At 64.5% G+C, this 16,031-nt stretch carries 17 protein-coding genes; 11 read left to right on the top strand and 6 right to left on the bottom strand.

What is annotated here, in order from left to right; genetic code table 11:
• Nucleotides 1-146: 146 nt before the first annotated feature.
• From MJ8_RS11885 to MJ8_RS11875, 3 genes are all read left to right on the top strand, one after another.
• A complete protein-coding gene (locus MJ8_RS11885; RefSeq protein ID WP_201414539.1) occupies nt 147-1,391 on the top strand; it encodes a glycosyltransferase in 1,245 nt (414 codons plus the stop codon).
• Between the two features lie 150 nt (nt 1,392-1,541).
• Nucleotides 1,542-2,327: a ThuA domain-containing protein gene (locus tag MJ8_RS11880; protein WP_201414538.1), complete on the top strand. Its 786-nt coding sequence runs from the start codon at nt 1,542-1,544 to the stop codon at nt 2,325-2,327.
• A 103-nt stretch (nt 2,328-2,430) separates the two neighbouring features.
• The gene (locus tag MJ8_RS11875) at nt 2,431-3,489 is read left to right on the top strand and encodes a Gfo/Idh/MocA family protein (RefSeq protein ID WP_201414537.1); all 1,059 of its coding nucleotides are present in this window, start codon (nt 2,431-2,433) and stop codon (nt 3,487-3,489) included.
• 46 nt (nt 3,490-3,535) lie between these two features.
• Here the strand turns inward: MJ8_RS11875 and MJ8_RS11870 are convergent, their stop codons facing one another.
• The 3 genes from MJ8_RS11870 to MJ8_RS11860 form a co-directional block, all read right to left on the bottom strand.
• Nucleotides 3,536-4,258 (bottom strand): 3-keto-5-aminohexanoate cleavage protein, encoded by a 723-nt coding sequence (locus MJ8_RS11870; protein WP_201414536.1) that lies wholly within the window; start codon nt 4,256-4,258, stop codon nt 3,536-3,538.
• 172 nt (nt 4,259-4,430) lie between these two features.
• Nucleotides 4,431-5,363 (bottom strand): dimethylarginine dimethylaminohydrolase family protein, encoded by a 933-nt coding sequence (locus MJ8_RS11865; RefSeq protein ID WP_126061695.1) that lies wholly within the window; start codon nt 5,361-5,363, stop codon nt 4,431-4,433.
• 32 nt (nt 5,364-5,395) lie between these two features.
• Nucleotides 5,396-6,991, bottom strand: a complete 1,596-nt coding sequence (locus MJ8_RS11860) for an amidohydrolase (protein ID WP_201414535.1) — start codon at nt 6,989-6,991, stop codon at nt 5,396-5,398.
• An 82-nt stretch (nt 6,992-7,073) separates the two neighbouring features.
• Between MJ8_RS11860 and MJ8_RS11855 the strand changes: the two genes are divergently transcribed.
• The 5 genes from MJ8_RS11855 to MJ8_RS11835 all read left to right on the top strand — a co-directional run bounded on the left by MJ8_RS11855 (nt 7,074) and on the right by MJ8_RS11835 (nt 12,052).
• The gene (locus MJ8_RS11855; protein WP_095767109.1) at nt 7,074-7,970 is read left to right on the top strand and encodes a LysR substrate-binding domain-containing protein; all 897 of its coding nucleotides are present in this window, start codon (nt 7,074-7,076) and stop codon (nt 7,968-7,970) included.
• Nucleotides 7,971-8,100: 130 nt separating this feature from the next.
• On the top strand, nt 8,101-9,195 hold the full coding sequence (locus MJ8_RS11850; protein ID WP_201414534.1) for an ABC transporter ATP-binding protein: 1,095 nt from the start codon (nt 8,101-8,103) through the stop codon (nt 9,193-9,195).
• Nucleotides 9,196-9,266: 71 nt separating this feature from the next.
• A complete protein-coding gene (locus MJ8_RS11845; protein ID WP_201414533.1) occupies nt 9,267-10,382 on the top strand; it encodes an ABC transporter substrate-binding protein in 1,116 nt (371 codons plus the stop codon).
• A 22-nt stretch (nt 10,383-10,404) separates the two neighbouring features.
• Nucleotides 10,405-11,238: an ABC transporter permease gene (locus MJ8_RS11840; protein ID WP_201414532.1), complete on the top strand. Its 834-nt coding sequence runs from the start codon at nt 10,405-10,407 to the stop codon at nt 11,236-11,238.
• A gap of 4 nt (nt 11,239-11,242) precedes the next feature.
• Complete coding sequence (locus MJ8_RS11835) at nt 11,243-12,052, top strand: ABC transporter permease (RefSeq protein WP_201414531.1); 810 nt, start codon at nt 11,243-11,245, stop codon at nt 12,050-12,052.
• On the opposite strand, the gene MJ8_RS11830 is transcribed toward MJ8_RS11835, so the two are convergent.
• Nucleotides 12,053-12,841 (bottom strand): 2-keto-4-pentenoate hydratase, encoded by a 789-nt coding sequence (locus MJ8_RS11830; RefSeq protein ID WP_201414530.1) that lies wholly within the window; start codon nt 12,839-12,841, stop codon nt 12,053-12,055. It lies immediately after the preceding gene.
• Between the two features lie 577 nt (nt 12,842-13,418).
• On the bottom strand, nt 13,419-13,778 hold the full coding sequence (locus tag MJ8_RS11825) for an ArsR/SmtB family transcription factor (protein WP_201414529.1): 360 nt from the start codon (nt 13,776-13,778) through the stop codon (nt 13,419-13,421).
• A gap of 429 nt (nt 13,779-14,207) precedes the next feature.
• Between MJ8_RS11825 and MJ8_RS11820 the strand changes: the two genes are divergently transcribed.
• Together MJ8_RS11820 and MJ8_RS11815 are read left to right on the top strand one after the other, a co-directional pair.
• On the top strand, nt 14,208-14,402 hold the full coding sequence (locus MJ8_RS11820) for a hypothetical protein (protein ID WP_040988333.1): 195 nt from the start codon (nt 14,208-14,210) through the stop codon (nt 14,400-14,402).
• 108 nt (nt 14,403-14,510) lie between these two features.
• On the top strand, nt 14,511-14,756 hold the full coding sequence (locus tag MJ8_RS11815; RefSeq protein ID WP_201414528.1) for a DUF982 domain-containing protein: 246 nt from the start codon (nt 14,511-14,513) through the stop codon (nt 14,754-14,756).
• Nucleotides 14,757-15,008: 252 nt separating this feature from the next.
• On the opposite strand, the gene MJ8_RS11810 is transcribed toward MJ8_RS11815, so the two are convergent.
• Nucleotides 15,009-15,173, bottom strand: a complete 165-nt coding sequence (locus MJ8_RS11810; RefSeq protein ID WP_201414527.1) for a hypothetical protein — start codon at nt 15,171-15,173, stop codon at nt 15,009-15,011.
• Between the two features lie 365 nt (nt 15,174-15,538).
• Here MJ8_RS11810 and MJ8_RS11805 point away from each other — a divergent pair, with 365 nt between their 5' ends.
• Complete coding sequence (locus tag MJ8_RS11805) at nt 15,539-15,808, top strand: DUF982 domain-containing protein (protein WP_201414526.1); 270 nt, start codon at nt 15,539-15,541, stop codon at nt 15,806-15,808.
• Nucleotides 15,809-16,031 lie beyond the last annotated feature (223 nt).

Below are 16,031 nucleotides of genomic sequence, written 5' to 3'. Positions count from 1 at the left end.
CAAACCATGGCAACCGTCGCGACCTCTCACCCGAGGAAGCGATAACGACCTTTCCCAGGATGTAGATATGGCGCAGCCCGGGCTTGCGGCAAGCCCCAGGCCGTGGCGTATCAACGCCGCTCCGAAAAACGACGACGGAGCATGGAATGCGGATCTTGTTATCGACTTACGGCTCGCGCGGCGACGTGGAGCCGCTGGCGGCGCTTGGCGCGGCTTTGCAGGCGCATGGCGTCGAGGCCAGAGTGAGCGCGCCGGCCGACGGGGAATTTGCCGCCCTTCTGGCCCGCGCCGGCTTGCCGCTGACGCCGGCCTTCGCGCCGGTGCGCGAATGGGCGAAGGAAATGATCAACCGGTCGCGGTCGGCCTCGCCCGAGGACCGAGCCAGGCTCATTTCCGGCCAGGCCGCCGCGATCGTCGCCAGCCAATATGAGGCGCTGAGCGCGGCTGCCGAAGGCTGCGACGCGGTGGTGGCGTTCGGCCTATTCCCGTCCTGCGCCGCCGCGCGACTCGTCGCGGAGCAGCGCGGCATATGTTACATGCTCGGCACGTTCTGCCCGATCTGGCTGCCCTCGCCGCACAACCGGCCGCATGAATATCCAAGCCACCCGCTGCCGGCAGGCGTGACCGACAACCGGCTATTGTGGGACATCGACATCCGGACCAAGAACGCCCTTTTCGGCGAGGCGATCAACGGCCACCGCGTGTCGCTCGGGCTGCCCCCGGTACAGAATGTCCGGGACTATGTCTACGGCAACCCCGTCCTGCTCGCCTGCGATCCGACGCTGGGGCCATGGCTGCCCTCGGACCTGATCGACGCCGTGCAGACCGGCGCCTTCATCCTGCCGGATGAACGGCCCCTCCCCGACGGGCTGGAAGCTTTCCTCAATGCAGGCCCGCCGCCGGTCTATGTCGGCTTCGGCTCGATATCGGTCGCGAGCGAAGCCGGCCGCGCGGCCGTCAACGCGATCCGCGCCAAGGGCCTCCGCACAGTGCTCGCGCAGGGCTGGGCCGAGTTGGCCCCCGTCGACGACGGCGACGATTGCTTCGCCGTCGGCGAGGTCAACCAGCAGGCACTGTTCGGCCGCGTCGCCGCAGTCATCCATCATGGCGGCGCCGGCACCACGGCCGCCGCCGCGCGGACGGGAACGCCGCAGGTAATCGTGCCGCAAATCGGCGACCAGCCTTACTGGGCCCGACGGGTGGCAGAGCTCGGTATCGGCGCGGCGCTTGACGGCCCGGTGCCGACGGCGGAGTCGTTGTCGGCGGCGCTGGAGGTGGCGCTGGCGCCAAAGGTCGGGCTTCGTGCCCGAGAAGTGGCCGGCGATATCCGCGCCGATGGCGCCGAAGCCGCAGCGAGATGGCTGATGGAGAGGATGGGTGAAGAGAACTGAGGGTTGGGCGGGTATGGTGTTGCGCCGCTCTCTTCAGTCCCTTTCTTCACACCGCGCTAAAGAAACCAAGCTCTCCAAAAACGCTTTCAATACCGGGCGAAGGCGCTATCTATGACGCGGGGCGGCTCCCAATCACTCACGAGGCAATTCATGACAATTCGCGCTGTCGTCTGGGGCGAGAACATCCATGAGCGGACCAATGAGGTGGTGGCCGGCATCTATCCGGAAGGCATGCACGCGACCATCGCCAAGGCGCTGAATGCGGACAAGGCGATCTCCGCCTCAACGGCCACGCTGGAGCAGCCGGAGCACGGCCTGCCGGAAGCCCGCCTCGCCGAGACCGACGTGCTCGTCTGGTGGGGCCACAAGGACCATGGCGCGGTCGCCGACGAGGTGGTCGAGCGTGTTGCAAGGCGCGTCTGGGAAGGCATGGGGCTGATCGTGCTCCATTCCGGGCACTTCTCGAAGGTCTTCAAGCGGCTGATGGGCACGCCCTGCACGCTGAAATGGCGCGAGGCCGGCGAGCGCGAGCGGCTGTGGGTGACGAGCACCAGCCATCCGATCGCCGAAGGCGTCGGCGAGTTCTTCGAACTCGAAAACGAGGAGATGTATGGCGAGCAGTTCGCCGTGCCGGAGCCGCTCGAAACCGTCTTCATCTCATGGTTTCAGGGTGGCGAGGTGTTCCGCTCGGGCCTGACCTACCGGCGCGGGGCCGGCAATGTCTTCTACTTCCGCCCCGGACACGAGACCTATCCGACCTATCACGATGCGACAGTCCAGAAAGTACTGCGCAACGCGGTGAAGTGGGCGCACAACCCGCAAGGCTCGAAGCCCGCCATTCTCGATGCGCCGAACGTGCCGGTCGAGAAGGCGCTGGAGCCGATCGAGGAGCGCGGGCCCAAGCTGCATGCGCATGGCGAGGCCGGCTTCCGTTAAAAAGGCGCCTCCCCGCTTCGCCCGGGATTGCGCGGACACAGCGCCTGGGTCACAGTCGCATCTCATGATTGAATCGAACCAAACCGCTCGGAGGGAGCAAAAGATGCGGCTTTTGATACTGGGCACCGGGTGGATGGCGCAGGAACATGCCCGCCGCTTCGGCGCCATCGAGGGCGTTGACATCGTCGGTGCGGTCGATGTCGATCCGGCCCGCGTCGGCGAATATGCCGACGCCTACAAGATCCCGAAGCGCTTCACCTCGCTGGAGGCGGCGCTCGACTGGGGCGATTTCGACGCGGTCGCCAATGTCACGCCGGACCGCATCCACCATCCGACCACCATGGCGCTGGTCGCCGCCGGCAAGCCGGTGCTGTGCGAGAAGCCGCTAGCTGAAAATTTCGGCAAAGCCAGCGAGATGGCCGATGCGGCTGAAGCCGCCGGCGTCGTCAACATGGTCAACCTCACCTATCGCAATGTCGCCGCGCTGCAGAAGGCGCGCCAGATGGTGCAGGCCGGCGAGATCGGCACGGTGCGTCATGTCGAGGCGTCCTACCTGCAGAGCTGGCTGGTGTCGAAATTCTGGGGCGACTGGCGCACGGATCCGAAATGGCTGTGGCGGCTGTCGCGCGGCCATGGCTCCAACGGCGTGCTCGGCGATGTCGGCATCCACATCCTCGATTTCGCCAGCTATGGCGCGGCGCTCGACGTTGACCATGTGTTCTGCCGGCTGCGCGCCTTCGACAAGGCGCCGGGCAACCGCATCGGCGAATACCAGCTCGATGCCAATGACAGTTTCGCCATGACGCTCGACTTCGCCAACGGCGCCTTCGGCGTGGTGCATGCCAGCCGCTGGGCCACCGGCCATATCAACGAACTGCGCTTGCGCATCCATGGCGACAAGGGCGCCGTCGAAGTGGTGCACAATCTCGACGGCTCGATGCTAAAGGCTTGTATCGGCGGCAATGTCGAGAACGCCAAATGGGAGGAACTCGACGCAGGCTCCGTGCCGACCAATTACCAGCGCTTCGTCGAGGCGGTGAAGAGCGGCGCGCAAACCGAGCCGACCTTCCGCCACGCGGCGGGGTTGCAGAAGGTTCTGGACCTTGCGGTGGTGTCGGACGAGAAACGCGCCGAGTTGAGGGCCAACGCGGATACGCAGTGAAGCTGGAACTGCTGATCTCCCTCGTTGCGGGGGAGATTGGCTGTTGCTACGCGCCGCGATAAATCCCGACAGCTGCAGCAACCAGCGCCGGGTTGCCGTCCGCCACGCTACCGTCCGGCAATTCCTTGCCATCCTCCAGCCCGACTCGCGTCGACAACTTCCTTGCCGCCGCGCGCTCGACAAATGGCCAGACAGTGGCGTTCTCGCCATGCAGTAGGGTCGAGCGCCTGATACCGGCGCGCCCCAGCACCTTTTCGATGCCGTCCGCCACCGCAAAGGCCTCGTCCAGCGCCTGCTCGGAAATCTCGATCAGTACGCGCAGCACCCGGCCGCCGTGATCGAGGCTAACCAGCCGCTCGGCGTCGGCGATGGATGCCAGGCCGGCCTCGATGCCGATGCCGCGCTGGCGCAGGCTTTCCATGACGACGGGGGCCGCCGTCTCGCTGAGATTGACCGAGGCATAGTCGGGCAGTTCGCGCCATCCGGAGATGGAGACCAGGGTGCGCAGATCGTCCTTCTCGATCCAGGCGCCGGTGGAGATGCCGATCAGCGTGCCCGGACAGGCGAGGCGCAGCGCCGCGACCGTCCTGTCCATCGCTTCGGGCGCCAGGCTCTCTCTACCATCGGCGCCGCGCGCATGCACATGAAGCTCGGCCGCGCCCGCCGCGATCGAGGCCGCGGCATCGCGCGCCATGGCCTCAGGATCGAGCGGCAATGCGGGATGGAAATCGGCGGGGCGGGCGCCGTTGATGCAGGCCTGGACGATCATCTTTGCGGCAATCCTGTTTCGGCTGACGGAAGCCTAGCGCAGGGCCAGGATGATCGGAACGGATATAACGAAGTCTCCTGACATGCCGCGCCTGCAAAAAGAAATGTCCTCCTAGCCTGACGGCCAGGAGGACAGGTGTTCCCCTTCGGTGGTTTCGGACTTTGAAAGCCCGTTACGCCGGCACGCGCTTCAGCGCCTGCGCCATGCAATGGATGCCGCCGCCAGTCTTGGAGATTTCGCTCATGTCGACGGCCGCGACCTCGAAGCCGCGCGCCTTCAGCTGACCGATCAGCGTCTTGCTGGAGGTCGGCGCGATCACCCTGTCCTTGCCGAGCGACATGAAGTTGCAGCCGAGCGCCATCGTGTCCTGGAAGGGCACGTCGATGATCTCGTGGCCCTTGCCCTTCAGCCAGTCGACGATGCCGGGCTCGGTGCAAGCGAGGCAGACGGCGGTGAGCTTTTCGGCGATCGGCACCACCATCAGATCGATATGGACATAGTACTCGTCGATGAAGGCGAGCCGCGTCTCCCAGCCTTCCTTGTCGAACCATTCCTTCACCTGGCGGGCGCCCTCTTCCTGGGTGCGGGCGCCGCCGCAGCCGATCAGCACGACGCCGTCCTCGATGACGTTGAAGTCGCCGCCCTCGAAGGTACCGGCCGTCACCATGTCGTAGATCGGGATGCCGAGCTTCTCATAGGTGCGGATGGCGGCGTAGTTCTCGCCGCGCCGCCACCAGTTGGCCATGGCGGTGATGAAGGCGCCGTAAGGCGTCATGACGCTGGAATCGCGCGAATAGACCTGCATCGGCAGTTCCGGCGTCGGCTCGTGCCAGTGGATGTTGACGCCGAAATGCTCGTAGGCCGCCACGAGGTCCTTGTGCTGCGCCTGGGCGATCTGGATGTTGCAGGGCGCCTCGCGCAGATGTTTTCTGGACAGCGAGCTGGTCGACAGATGCCGCAGGAAGTTCGGCGAACCGAGCAGCACGTCGGTCAGCACATCGGTCTCGTTGGCGAAGCCCCAGGCGGTCAGCGGCTTGGTGCCGCCGTTGGGGTTGCGGCGCTGCAGCGAGAACGGCTCGGCGACGATGCGGTCATGGACGGTCATGGTGTTCTCCTCTGGACTGTTCTGTTGATCGGTCATGCTGTGGAAGCGGCCGGGATCCACCAATCGCGCCCGCGCGGCGTGGTGACATATTCCGGCCAGCGGAAGTTGATCGGCGGCTCGTAGTCGCAAAGCGGCGCGATCCAGTTCGAGCCGCCGACCCCTCCGCCGGTTCGCCTGACGAACTCGTCCATGGCGGCGTCACGCGCGGCCTTATCTTCCAGCAGGCGCAGCGCCGTCAGCGCCACCGTCTTGGCGGCGCAGGTGACCATCGGATCGATGGTGGCGGGGATGCCGCCCAGCGCATTCATCGCCCAGGCCGGATAGGTGTGGCCGCCGGCCGCGCGCAGCGCCGGACGGGCGATGTAGAAACGCGATGTCGGCGCATGCCAGCTCATGTCGGTGTAGTCGTCGGAAGTGGAATTCACTTGCGACGGCGGCAGATCGCGGCGCAAGATCGCTTCGGCCTCTTGCGGCGAAATCAGCTGTTCCAGCTCATCGATAAACGGATTTTCGGTCGCCTCGCCGCCGGCATTGACCTGGACCTCGCGGGCGATCGCCCTCGCCTCTTCGTTCCATTGCGGCGCGCCAACAGTGGATAGTGCCTGATAGGTAATATCGGCCATGGCGTGATTGGCGAGCCCGGGCCGCGACTTCGACACCCAGTGGCGCTCGTAGCGGCAGCCGCTCATCCTGGCCGCGGCTTCGGCGTTGCGGTCGAGCACTGCTGTCACCTGTTCGGCCATTGCAATGGTCGGCACGCGGATCATGTACTGGATCTCGGCCAGACCGGCCGGCAAATTGTCGGCGGTCGCCTGGCCTGCCGTGAGGATCGCTTCGCTGATCGACCAGCCGCCCTGATGCGTCAGCATGGAATCGCGCAACGCCTTGGAGGCCATGTACATCATCATCAGCGCGTCATTGGCGCCGGGCGCCCTGACCGCGGAGTGCGCCTGCGGGATCGGCGCGCCGTCGCTTGCCGCGCGGGTCCAGTTCTCGGGCTCGTCGCACACGAAGCGATAGATCATCGAATAGGCGGCGCCGCAATGCGTGTCCCAGCGCGCGGTGTTGCAGAGCGGCAGCATGTAGAAGGGATGGAAGGAGATCATGCCGGCAAGGCCGTCATAATAGCCCTTGGCGGCATGAATCGGCTTCGAGCCCCTCACCTTCTCCGCCGGCTCGCCGGTGAAGCGCAGCGTGCCCTTGATGCCGTGCTCCTGCATTGCCGCCTTGGTAGCGAGCAACCCGCCGAGGCTGCCGATGCCGAGGCCCGAATGCGGATCGGTGTGGCCGCCGGCCTCGAAGCCTAGACCGGGACGCGGCTGTTTCACCGTCGCGGCATCCTGGCAGTTGCCGGGCACGGCGTCATACTCGCCATACATGCCGATCACCGGGCCGTCGCCATTCGTCCAATGGGCGCAGAAGGCGGTCGGCATGCCGCCCGAGCCTTCCTCGACCGAGAAGCCCTCGCGCTTCAGCCGCTCGACATACCACGCGGCCGATTGGTACTCGCGCCACGCGGTCTCGCCGAAATCGAAGATGGTGCGCGTCCAGGCCGAGAGCAGCGGCTGGATGCTGTCGATCGTGGCAAGCGCGGTTTCCTGCGCCGAGGTCGTCACCGGTTTGTCCATGCCTCAAAGAAAGCAGTGAAGCGGCTCAGCAAAAAGTGATATGTTTTCCCGGCTCGTGCAAATTCGGTTCACCTGAGGCCTCTTGAGAATACCGTCCACGCAGGCGCTGCGCGCCCTCGACAGTTTTGCCCGTCATGGCAGCGTGTGGCGCGCCGCCGACGAGCTTCACCTCACCAGGAGCGCCGTTTCGCATCAGCTACGGCTGCTCGAACGCGACCTCGGCTTCGATCTGTTGCAGCGCATCGGCAAGGGCGTCGCGCTGACGCCGCGCGGCCAGCGCTACGCGGCCGATGTCAGGAAGGCGCTGACCGTGCTCGGCGACGCGAGGACGCAGAACAGCGGCGCCGGGGTCGGCGGCTCTTTCGCCATATCCTGCCCGCCGGGCTTCGCCTCGATGTTCCTGTGCACCCATATCGGCGAGTTCCAGCAGATGTATCCGGACGTGACGCTGTCCGTGCTCACGCCGCGGCGGCTCGACGATGTCAGCAATCCGGACGCCGACGCCTTCATCGCCTTCGGCGTCGGCAACTGGCCGAACCGGGCCGTGGAGTTGCTGTGCGAAGTCTCCTTCACGCCGCTCTGCAGCCCCAGACTGCTCAACAAGGTCGGCGGCTTTTCCAAACCCGCTGACGTGCTGCGCGCCAACCTGCTTCATCTTTCCGACACCGAGGACTGGGCGCGCTGGCTGGCGCTGTCCAAGGTGGAAAATCCCGACACCGAAGGCGGCATCTTCTTTTCCGACATGAATCTCGTCTTCTCGGCGGCGATCGCCGGCCAGGGGATTGCGCTGGGCGACGAGCTGACCGGCCGCCAGGCGCTGAGCGAAGGCCGGCTGGTCAAGCCGTTCGAGGCGACCGTCCCGTCGCCGCGATCCTATTTCCTCGTCTTCGAGCACGCCAAGGCGGGGCACCCGGTGCTCAATGCCTTCGGCGACTGGTTGAGGGCGAAGCTGTCGGAGAGCAGCCTGGCTAAATATTGAGATCGGCGTTTCCCGGTCGCCGTTCCTCGGCACCCGTGAATCAAATTTGCCGATCAGGCGAAAACTATTCGGTTGCGGTGAGCCGCAGCCATGCCTACGATTTCATCCGGGAACTGAGGAAAGAGCCAGGATGCAGCAACCCGGCCGGGCCGCAGAAATCAAAGCGAACGGGATCGGCAAGAGCTTCGGCTCGTTCCGGGCGCTCGACAATCTGTCGCTCGATATCAGCCGCGGCGAGTTCCTGACGCTGCTTGGACCTTCCGGCTCCGGCAAGACCACCTTCCTGATGATACTGGCCGGCTTCGTCCAGCCGAGCGAAGGCAAGCTTTTCAGCGACGGCGTCGACATCACCAACCGGCCGGCCGAGCAGCGCGCCGCCGGCATGGTGTTCCAGGGCTACGCGCTGTTTCCGCATATGAGCGTGGAACAGAACATCGCATTCCCGCTCAAGGTGCGCAAGAAATCCGCCGCCGAGATCAAGCAACGCGTTGGCGAGATGATCGAGCGCGTCGGCCTCAAGGGGCATGAGAAGAAGCTGCCGGCACAGCTTTCCGGCGGCCAGCAGCAGCGCGTGGCGCTGGCCCGCGCGCTGGTGTTCGAGCCGGGCGTGCTTCTTCTCGACGAGCCGTTCTCGGCGCTGGACAAGAGCCTGCGCGGCCAGATGCAGGCCGAGATGAAGCGGCTGCACCAGGAGACCGGCACGACCTTCGTCTTCGTCACCCACGACCAGAGCGAGGCGTTGGCACTGTCGTCGCGCGTCGCGATCTTCAATCACGGCAAGCTCCTGCAGGTCGGCAGGCCGGACGAGGTCTACGACCGGCCGGCCAACCGCTTCGTCGCGGAGTTCCTGGGCGAGATCAACATGCTGCCGGTGAAGGGGGTGCGCCCCGCCGACAATGGCGCCACCGGGCTCTGCGAGGACCGCGCGGTCAACATGCGCTGCAAGGCGGAAGCGATCAAAGGCGACGCGATCCTCGCCATCCGCCCCGAGGACATGTCGATCGCGCCGGAAGCCTCGGACAATCAGAACGGCGTCGCCGCGACCGCTGTCGCCTCGACCTATCTGGGTGCCGCGACCAAGCTCGACCTCACCACGCGCCACGGCGCCAAGGTCACCGTCTCGGTGCCGAACGAGGTCGCGGCCGCGGCCTTGAGCAAAGGCAATTCCGTCTGGCTGACATGGCCGGCCGAAAAAGGTTTCCTCCTTCCGGACGGAGGACAGTAGAGAGCGCCGTCGCGGCCTGACATCGCCGCACCGGCTTCCGGTTCAGATCAACGACAACAAGGGGAACTGACATGACGAACAACACGACGAAACAGACCATCGAATCACTGGCCGAGCGGACCAAGCGCGGCGAGATTTCACGCCGCCAGTTCGCGCAGCTCGCGGGCCTCGTGCTCGCCGGCACGCCGATGCTGTTGCGCTCGACCGGCGCTCAGGCCGAGACCAAAGGCCTGGTGCTGGTGAACTGGGGCGGCGATGCTATCACGGCCTATGACGCGGCCTACGGCCAGGCCTTCACCAAGGACACCGGCATCCCGGTCAAGATGGACGGTTCGGGCCCGACCGAAGGCGCGATCGCCGCGCAGTTCAAGAGCGGGGCGCCGACCTGGGATCTCGTCGACGTCGATCCGTTCTCGGCCATCACGCTCGGCGGCCAGGGCATGCTCGAGCCGATCGATTACAAGATCGTCGACAAGAGCAAGATGCGGCCGGGCTTCGGCTGGGAATATGCCGCGTCCACCTATTTCTTCTCCTATGTCATCGCCTACGACTCGCAGAAATTCGGCTCCAATGCGCCGACCGGCATGGCCGACTTCTTCGACGTCAAGAAATTCCCCGGCAAGCGCTCGCTCTACAAATGGGGCGTGTCGAGCTGGGAAGCCGCACTGCTCGCCGACGGCGTCGCGCCGGCCTCGCTCTATCCGCTGGATTTGAAGCGCGCGCATGACAAGATCGCCGCCTTCAAGGAAAACGTCGTCTCCTATTGGGGCGGTGGCGCCGAGAGCCAGAGCGTGCTGCTCAACGGCGAGGCTTCGATGGCGATCGTGTGGTCAACCCGCGCCTCGCTGATCGAGCAGGACTCCGGCGGGCAGATCAAGTTCATCTGGGACCAGGGCCTGATCTCGCCCGGCGCGCTGGCGGTGCTGAAGAACAATCCCGGCGGCAAGGAAGCGGCGATGAAATTCATCGCCAGCACTCAGGATCCGCAGAAGGAACTGGTGATGTTCGACAAGCTCGGCCAGGGCCCCGCCAATCCGGCGGCCGACGCGCTGATCCCGGCCGACAAGAAGCGCATCAACCCGGTCGATCCGGCGAACATGTCGAAACAGATCCCGCTCGACATGGAATGGTACGCCAAGAACTACGGCGCCGCGCTCGACGAATACACCAAGATCATCTCGGCCTGATCGGGCCGAGACTTTCAAACCGATGAGAGGGACCCTCTCCGACAGGATGGGCGCGGCGCTGTTGATGGCGCCGCTGCTCCTGTTCCTCATCCTTGCCTATGCCTGGCCCTTCCTCGGCGTGGTGAAGTGGAGCTTTACGCTCCCCACGCCCGGGCTCGGCCAGTACCACGCCTTGCTTACCGACGATCTGGTGCAGTCGGTGTTCATCCGCACGCTGCGCATCGCGGCGATCGTCACCATCGTTTCGGTCACCGCCGCCTATGCGATCACGGTTGTCTGGGTGCGCGGCAGCCCGGTGCAGCGCGTGCTTGCCGAATTCTGCATCCTTGTGCCGTTCTGGATCTCGGTGCTGACGCGCGCCTTCGGCTGGGTGGCGCTGCTCTCCAATCGCGGCCTGATCAACACATGGCTGCAATCGATCGGCTTCATCTCCGAGCCGCTGACCCTGGTGCGCAACGAGTTCGGCGTCATCGTCGGCATGTCGCACTTCCTCATTCCCTTCGCGGTGTTCCCGCTGGCGTCCGCCATGCGCAGCCTGGACGAGCGCGTGCTGCTCGCGGCGCGCGGGCTTGGCTCCAGCCGCATGCGCACCTTCTGGACGGTGTTCGTGCCGATGACGCGCTCCGGCATCATCGGTTCGGCGCTGATCACCTTCGTCTTCTCGCTGGGCTTCTTCGTCACGCCGGCGATCCTCGGCGGCGGCCGCTCCGTAATGATCGCGGAGCTGATCTACCTGCGCATCTTCCAGAGCCCGGACTGGGGGCTTGGCGCGGCAATCAGCGTCGTGCTGGTGGTGTTCGTCGGCGCGCTGATGGCGCTTCTGTTCCGCTACGTCAAACCGAAACAATTGGTGTAGCGCGATGCCGACCTACCGTCCCGGACCCGTTTCGCTGATCCTCGCCGTGCTGGTGGCGCTGTTCCTTTTGATGCCGCTGCTTGCGGTCATCCCGGTGTCACTGACGCCGAGCCGCATGCTGACCATGCCGACCGGGGAACTGTCGCTCCGCCACTACCGCTCGCTAATCGAGGATCCGCGCTGGCTAGATTCGATCCTGCTGTCGCTCAGGATCGGTGTCGTCAGCAGCATCCTTTCCACCGCGCTTGCGCTGACCTTCAGCCTCGGTGTGTGGATGTTCCAGCCGCGCTTCACCGCCGCCCTTGTCGGCTTCGTGCTGCTGCCGATGGTGGTGCCGCCGGTGGTCTCGGCGGTGACGCTCTATTTCCTGCTCACCTCGGTATCGGGCCTAACCTCGTTCTTCGGCTACGACACCTGGCTGGGTGTCGCCATGGCGCATTCGGTGATGACGGTGCCGTTCGCCACTGTTCTGATCCTGGTGTCACTCAGCCAGCTCGACCGGCGCATCGACCTTGCCGCGCGCGGCCTCGGCGCCACCGTGTGGGAACGCGCGACGCGCGTCATCATGCCCAACATCAAGTTCGGCATCGTCACCGCGGCGCTGCTCTCTTTCGTGCTCTCCTGGGAAGAGATCGGCGTGACCTTGTTCATCACTTCGGTCAACGCCATTACGCTCCCCCGCCTGATGTGGATGGGCCTGCGCGACAACATCGATCCGGCGATCGCGGCGCTTTCGGTGATCCTGATCATTATCACCGTGCTGGTGCTCGCCGTGCGCAGCGTCGTCACAAGGCAGCGCGCTGCAAAGGTCTGATCAGACAAACCGGACCGAGACGCGGCCGAACCTGCCCAGGTCACCGATGACTTCATCGCCGGGCTCGACTTCTATCGGCTTGACGCAGGTGCCGGTTATCACCACCTGCCCCGGCTCGAGCGCGATGCCCAGGCCCGACAATTCGTTGACGATCCATTGAAGGGCAATCCGGGGATCGCCCAGCACGGCCGCTCCCGATCCGTCGTGGCGCGACTTCCCGGTGACGAACCCAACCACCGGGTGCTTCGCCAGATCCACATCGCGCCATTCGCCTTCCACGGCCTCGCCGATGACGAACAGATTGGCGCAGGCATTGTCCGCGATGAGCTGGGCGGCGCCGACCGCGCAGAAATCGTCGTATCGCGAGTCCGGTATCTCGATCGCCGGGTGCAGGGTTGCCACGGTATCCATCACCTCGGCGACCTCATAGGGCTCCGCGCGCGGCCTCAGCTCGCGGCCGAAGCGAAAAGCGAATTCGATCTCGGCCACGCGCATCCTGCTCGTCGCCAGCGAGACGGCTCCGCCGACCTCGACCGCCTTCTCCGCCAGCAGTCGCCCCGCCATCGGACCGTCGACGTTGATGTGTCTCTGCCCAGCCAGGCTGGTGGCGGCGATTTTCCATCCGAAAAGCGGAGCCGCCGAGCGATCCATCACATGCGATTGGACGGCATAGCCTTCCGAGCGCGTTTGCGGTCGCACCGTCTCGGGTATCGCATCGAGACGGGTGCCATTGTCCCAATGGGTCACCAACAGGCGCGAAGCGGCCCTGGCTTTCTGCGTATCGAACATCGTCAGCCCCGAAGATCAAGAATGCCACGCTGCCCGCCGCTTCGCGGATCGGGAGCCCGGCGTGCACATTGCGCAATGCAAACCAAACGAAACGATAGGTGACAGGGAATCGGGTGTCCAGATTGTCGGACAGGAACCAACGACATCAAGCCGGTAATCGCCCCTGGTGAGCGCGGCAAGGCACGGGAATGTCAAAACGAAAAAGGCCCGCCGGGAGCGGCGAGCCTCTTACGGGCCGAAGTGGAAGTTCGGCGCCGTGATGATCCGGGGGTGTGGATCGACCGAAATTTAGCCAACAGTGGCCGGCCGGGCGACTTACAAATCCGTAAGCTTCGGCTGGGCCGGGCATCCATCAGCACAAGAAAATCATTTATCATCGGCTAGTTACAGGAAATATCCGGCTTCGAAGCATCGCCTCTCAAACAAACGTGATGAACCGCTCCGCGAGCGGCATGGCAGGAGCGATGCAAGAAAACGCGGGCGGCGTCGCGATGCGGCCCGCTTCTACGCAGTCTGCGCCGTCGAGGCGCCGCGCCGGACGAAGGCCCCCCGGCCTCGTCCGCGCGTTGCAGTCCGTTCAGGCAGCCTGCGGCCGCCGCATCCTCTCGACCAAAGCCTGCCTTGCCGGTCCGGCAAGCGGCTTGTCCATGGCCAGCAGGCCGTCGAGCAGCGCCAGAAGCTCGCGCGCTGCCGAAGACTTGCAGGAATAATAGACCATCTGACGATCGCGGCGGGTTTCGACAAGGCCAAACCTGCGCAGTTTGGCCAGGTGTTGCGACAGCGCTGACTGGCTGAGTTCGACCTTGTCGGCGAGCACGCCGACCGAGAGTTCGCCCTCGGCGAGGTAGTTCATGATGAGCAAACGCTTCTCGTTGCCCATCACCGCAAGAAAGGCTGCCGCGCTTTCTGCGTTGGCGGTAAGTTTCTTCGTAACCATCGATTTCCCCGTGGTTCATGCTCTTCCGAAGGCCATGGGGGCAATGGCTTCAGAGTTCCAGAGCGTTGTTGAGCCTGCCCCGGTTTGGACACGGGACCTGCCCTGCTTCTTTTTCGACCAGAACCCCTTCGTAACCCGGTTGCCACCACGTCGGGGTTGCTGGTCTCGGACAAAATGCGCGGCGCTTTTCTGGGCTCAAGTCAATGGAGACTCGGAAAAATTCCGCACTGCTAATGCGTATCAGCGCAGCGCTCATTCGGCAAGAATATAACGAGGCCGGCAAAACAGTGGCCGCCGCAGCCAAGGAAGCACAGCAACCGGCGTGCCCGGTTGAAGAGACCTCGGCCACGATGTTGCCGCGACTCACTCCCAATCTCGAAGCGTGCTAATATTGGCCGGGCAAGAGGGGCCGGGCTGGAGGAGGAAGCCATGTCCGTCGTACGCAACACGTTCAACCCCGACGAGACGGCCATGCTTGGCCGTGTCTATGAAAACGGCAATTTCGAAGGCGAGACTGCCGAGCAGAAGGAAGCGCGCGCATCGCGCATCATCGCCAACTATATGGCGGGCATTACCGACGAGGCGGAATTGATCGAGCTTTCACGGAAGCCGCTTGGACGATGAGCAAGCTGAGCCGCCTTCGTGAAACGGCTTCACGTTAAGTTGACGCTTCGAGGCGCAGCTCTACGATAAAATATATCGTGGTCCGACATAGTTCGGGAGGTTTCAACGATGATCCAGGGATGGTTTTCCAGGCCGGTCGAAGTGGCCGTCGGGGTTTCCGGCTCGATCCGCCACATATCCAACGCCGAACAGGCCGTCGAACTGCTGACCGGCCAATGGCGCGATGCCGGCAGCGCACTGCATGGCGCGGCCTTGCGCGCCTGCCGCCGGGCGATCCGCGGCGACGTTGCGGCTGACAACGCCAGGGAGGCCTTCATCGTCGCCGCGCGCGAGGCGCATGTGCTGGTGGAATAGGGTATGGCGGGCCTTGGCGCTCCATAGGCCAGCCTAGAGCAATTCCAGGAAAGTGTGAGCGGTTTTCCGCCGGAATTGCGTAAAAGAGGAGATAGAGCGGATCGCCGTTTCTGTGAAACGGTGAAACGCTCTAGCGGTAGTAAAGCCATAAAAGGACCAGCACCGCCAGCATCGCCGGAGACAACAGGATTCCGGCCCGAAAGATGCACATGGCCAGTAGAAGCGGCGTGAACATGCCTGGCGGTGACGGGCCTACCGATCGCGCCATTTGACCGGAAACCGGCGCTCCGTTCGAAACGCGCGCGCATGATCCGCCTCAGCGTGCGAGCGGTTCAGTCGCGCTTCCTCGTAGAGCCCGAAAGCGGTCGCCATTAAGGTGGCGACGGTCATAGTGGATGCGAGCACGGCGATAAGCATGAGAGGTCTTCCCGCGTTTCATCAGCCTGCCGGGTTCATTAGCGCCGCCCGTGAGGGTGTGGCAGTGACTTTGGTCACGCGATTTTTTCAACGTCCGCAATCGCGGATTGGCCGACGCCTGAGTTCGTCCGGACGCTGCCCGATCACTCTACCTCCTTGTTTTTGTGATCCCGGGCGGAAGGCTAGGCTCAAGGCGCCGAGCCTAGCCGCTCACATTTTCCCGCAACTGCCCCAACTCTTGAAATTCTTCGGAACCTAAGGCCCGGTGATTGGTTAACGCGCGGGTCCGCAATCGCGGAGCCGCATAGGGCGCCATCCAGCGCCGATTGCTTGCTCAAAAGACGATCATAAGAACGGAGGAAGTGATGAACGATGTCTGGTTTTCCGAGCCGGTCGTGATCGATTTCCAGCCAAACGGCCAGCGCAAGGTTTCGAGCTGCTTCGAGGCGATGGAATGCCTGGACCAGCGCTGGCCCAGACAGGCGCGCGATGGCGCCTGGCGCTCGGCGAGCCGCGTCTGCCGCGACGCGCTCGACGGCCTACGCAGCCCGGTCGAAGCCCGCAAGACCCTGCGCAAGGCGGCCAAGGTCGCCGGCCTGCTGGCGAAGCCTCGATTTTCCCATGGCGCCCTGTGAGGGGCGTCACCAAGCCGTCGCGGTTTCCCATTGCCGCGGCGGGCATGCCTTTTCAATGGAGGCGCGGTGACGGCCGACGCATACTTGGAACGCGTTCAAGCACGCGTCCCGTGGGTATATGAAAACGCCGGCCGCCGGGCTTCGGGGTTGCCTGACGGGTTCAGGCAGCTCCATTTCGGCGAGTCTGGCGGCAGGCCGCAACACGAGCACCGGGACGTGGTAA

The organism is Mesorhizobium sp. J8 (assembly GCF_016591715.1).
Taxonomy (GTDB): domain Bacteria; phylum Pseudomonadota; class Alphaproteobacteria; order Rhizobiales; family Rhizobiaceae; genus Mesorhizobium.
The sequence above is the reverse complement of the archived record's forward strand: the minus strand, read 5'-3'. Positions and strand labels throughout refer to the sequence as shown.

Coding starts and splice junctions, on each gene's coding strand:
- MJ8_RS11810 (WP_201414527.1), bottom strand. CDS start 15,173: ATGCTTATCGCCGTGCTCGCATCCACTATGACCGTCGCCACCTTAATG.
- MJ8_RS11845 (WP_201414533.1), top strand. CDS start 9,267: ATGACGAACAACACGACGAAACAGACCATCGAATCACTGGCCGAGCGG.
- MJ8_RS11885 (WP_201414539.1), top strand. CDS start 147: ATGCGGATCTTGTTATCGACTTACGGCTCGCGCGGCGACGTGGAGCCG.
- MJ8_RS11820 (WP_040988333.1), top strand. CDS start 14,208: ATGTCCGTCGTACGCAACACGTTCAACCCCGACGAGACGGCCATGCTT.
- MJ8_RS11875 (WP_201414537.1), top strand. CDS start 2,431: ATGCGGCTTTTGATACTGGGCACCGGGTGGATGGCGCAGGAACATGCC.
- MJ8_RS11815 (WP_201414528.1), top strand. CDS start 14,511: ATGATCCAGGGATGGTTTTCCAGGCCGGTCGAAGTGGCCGTCGGGGTT.
- MJ8_RS11805 (WP_201414526.1), top strand. CDS start 15,539: ATGAACGATGTCTGGTTTTCCGAGCCGGTCGTGATCGATTTCCAGCCA.
- MJ8_RS11835 (WP_201414531.1), top strand. CDS start 11,243: ATGCCGACCTACCGTCCCGGACCCGTTTCGCTGATCCTCGCCGTGCTG.
- MJ8_RS11860 (WP_201414535.1), bottom strand. CDS start 6,991: ATGGACAAACCGGTGACGACCTCGGCGCAGGAAACCGCGCTTGCCACG.
- MJ8_RS11830 (WP_201414530.1), bottom strand. CDS start 12,841: ATGTTCGATACGCAGAAAGCCAGGGCCGCTTCGCGCCTGTTGGTGACC.
- MJ8_RS11840 (WP_201414532.1), top strand. CDS start 10,405: ATGAGAGGGACCCTCTCCGACAGGATGGGCGCGGCGCTGTTGATGGCG.
- MJ8_RS11825 (WP_201414529.1), bottom strand. CDS start 13,778: ATGGTTACGAAGAAACTTACCGCCAACGCAGAAAGCGCGGCAGCCTTT.
- MJ8_RS11870 (WP_201414536.1), bottom strand. CDS start 4,258: ATGATCGTCCAGGCCTGCATCAACGGCGCCCGCCCCGCCGATTTCCAT.
- MJ8_RS11880 (WP_201414538.1), top strand. CDS start 1,542: ATGACAATTCGCGCTGTCGTCTGGGGCGAGAACATCCATGAGCGGACC.
- MJ8_RS11850 (WP_201414534.1), top strand. CDS start 8,101: ATGCAGCAACCCGGCCGGGCCGCAGAAATCAAAGCGAACGGGATCGGC.
- MJ8_RS11865 (WP_126061695.1), bottom strand. CDS start 5,363: ATGACCGTCCATGACCGCATCGTCGCCGAGCCGTTCTCGCTGCAGCGC.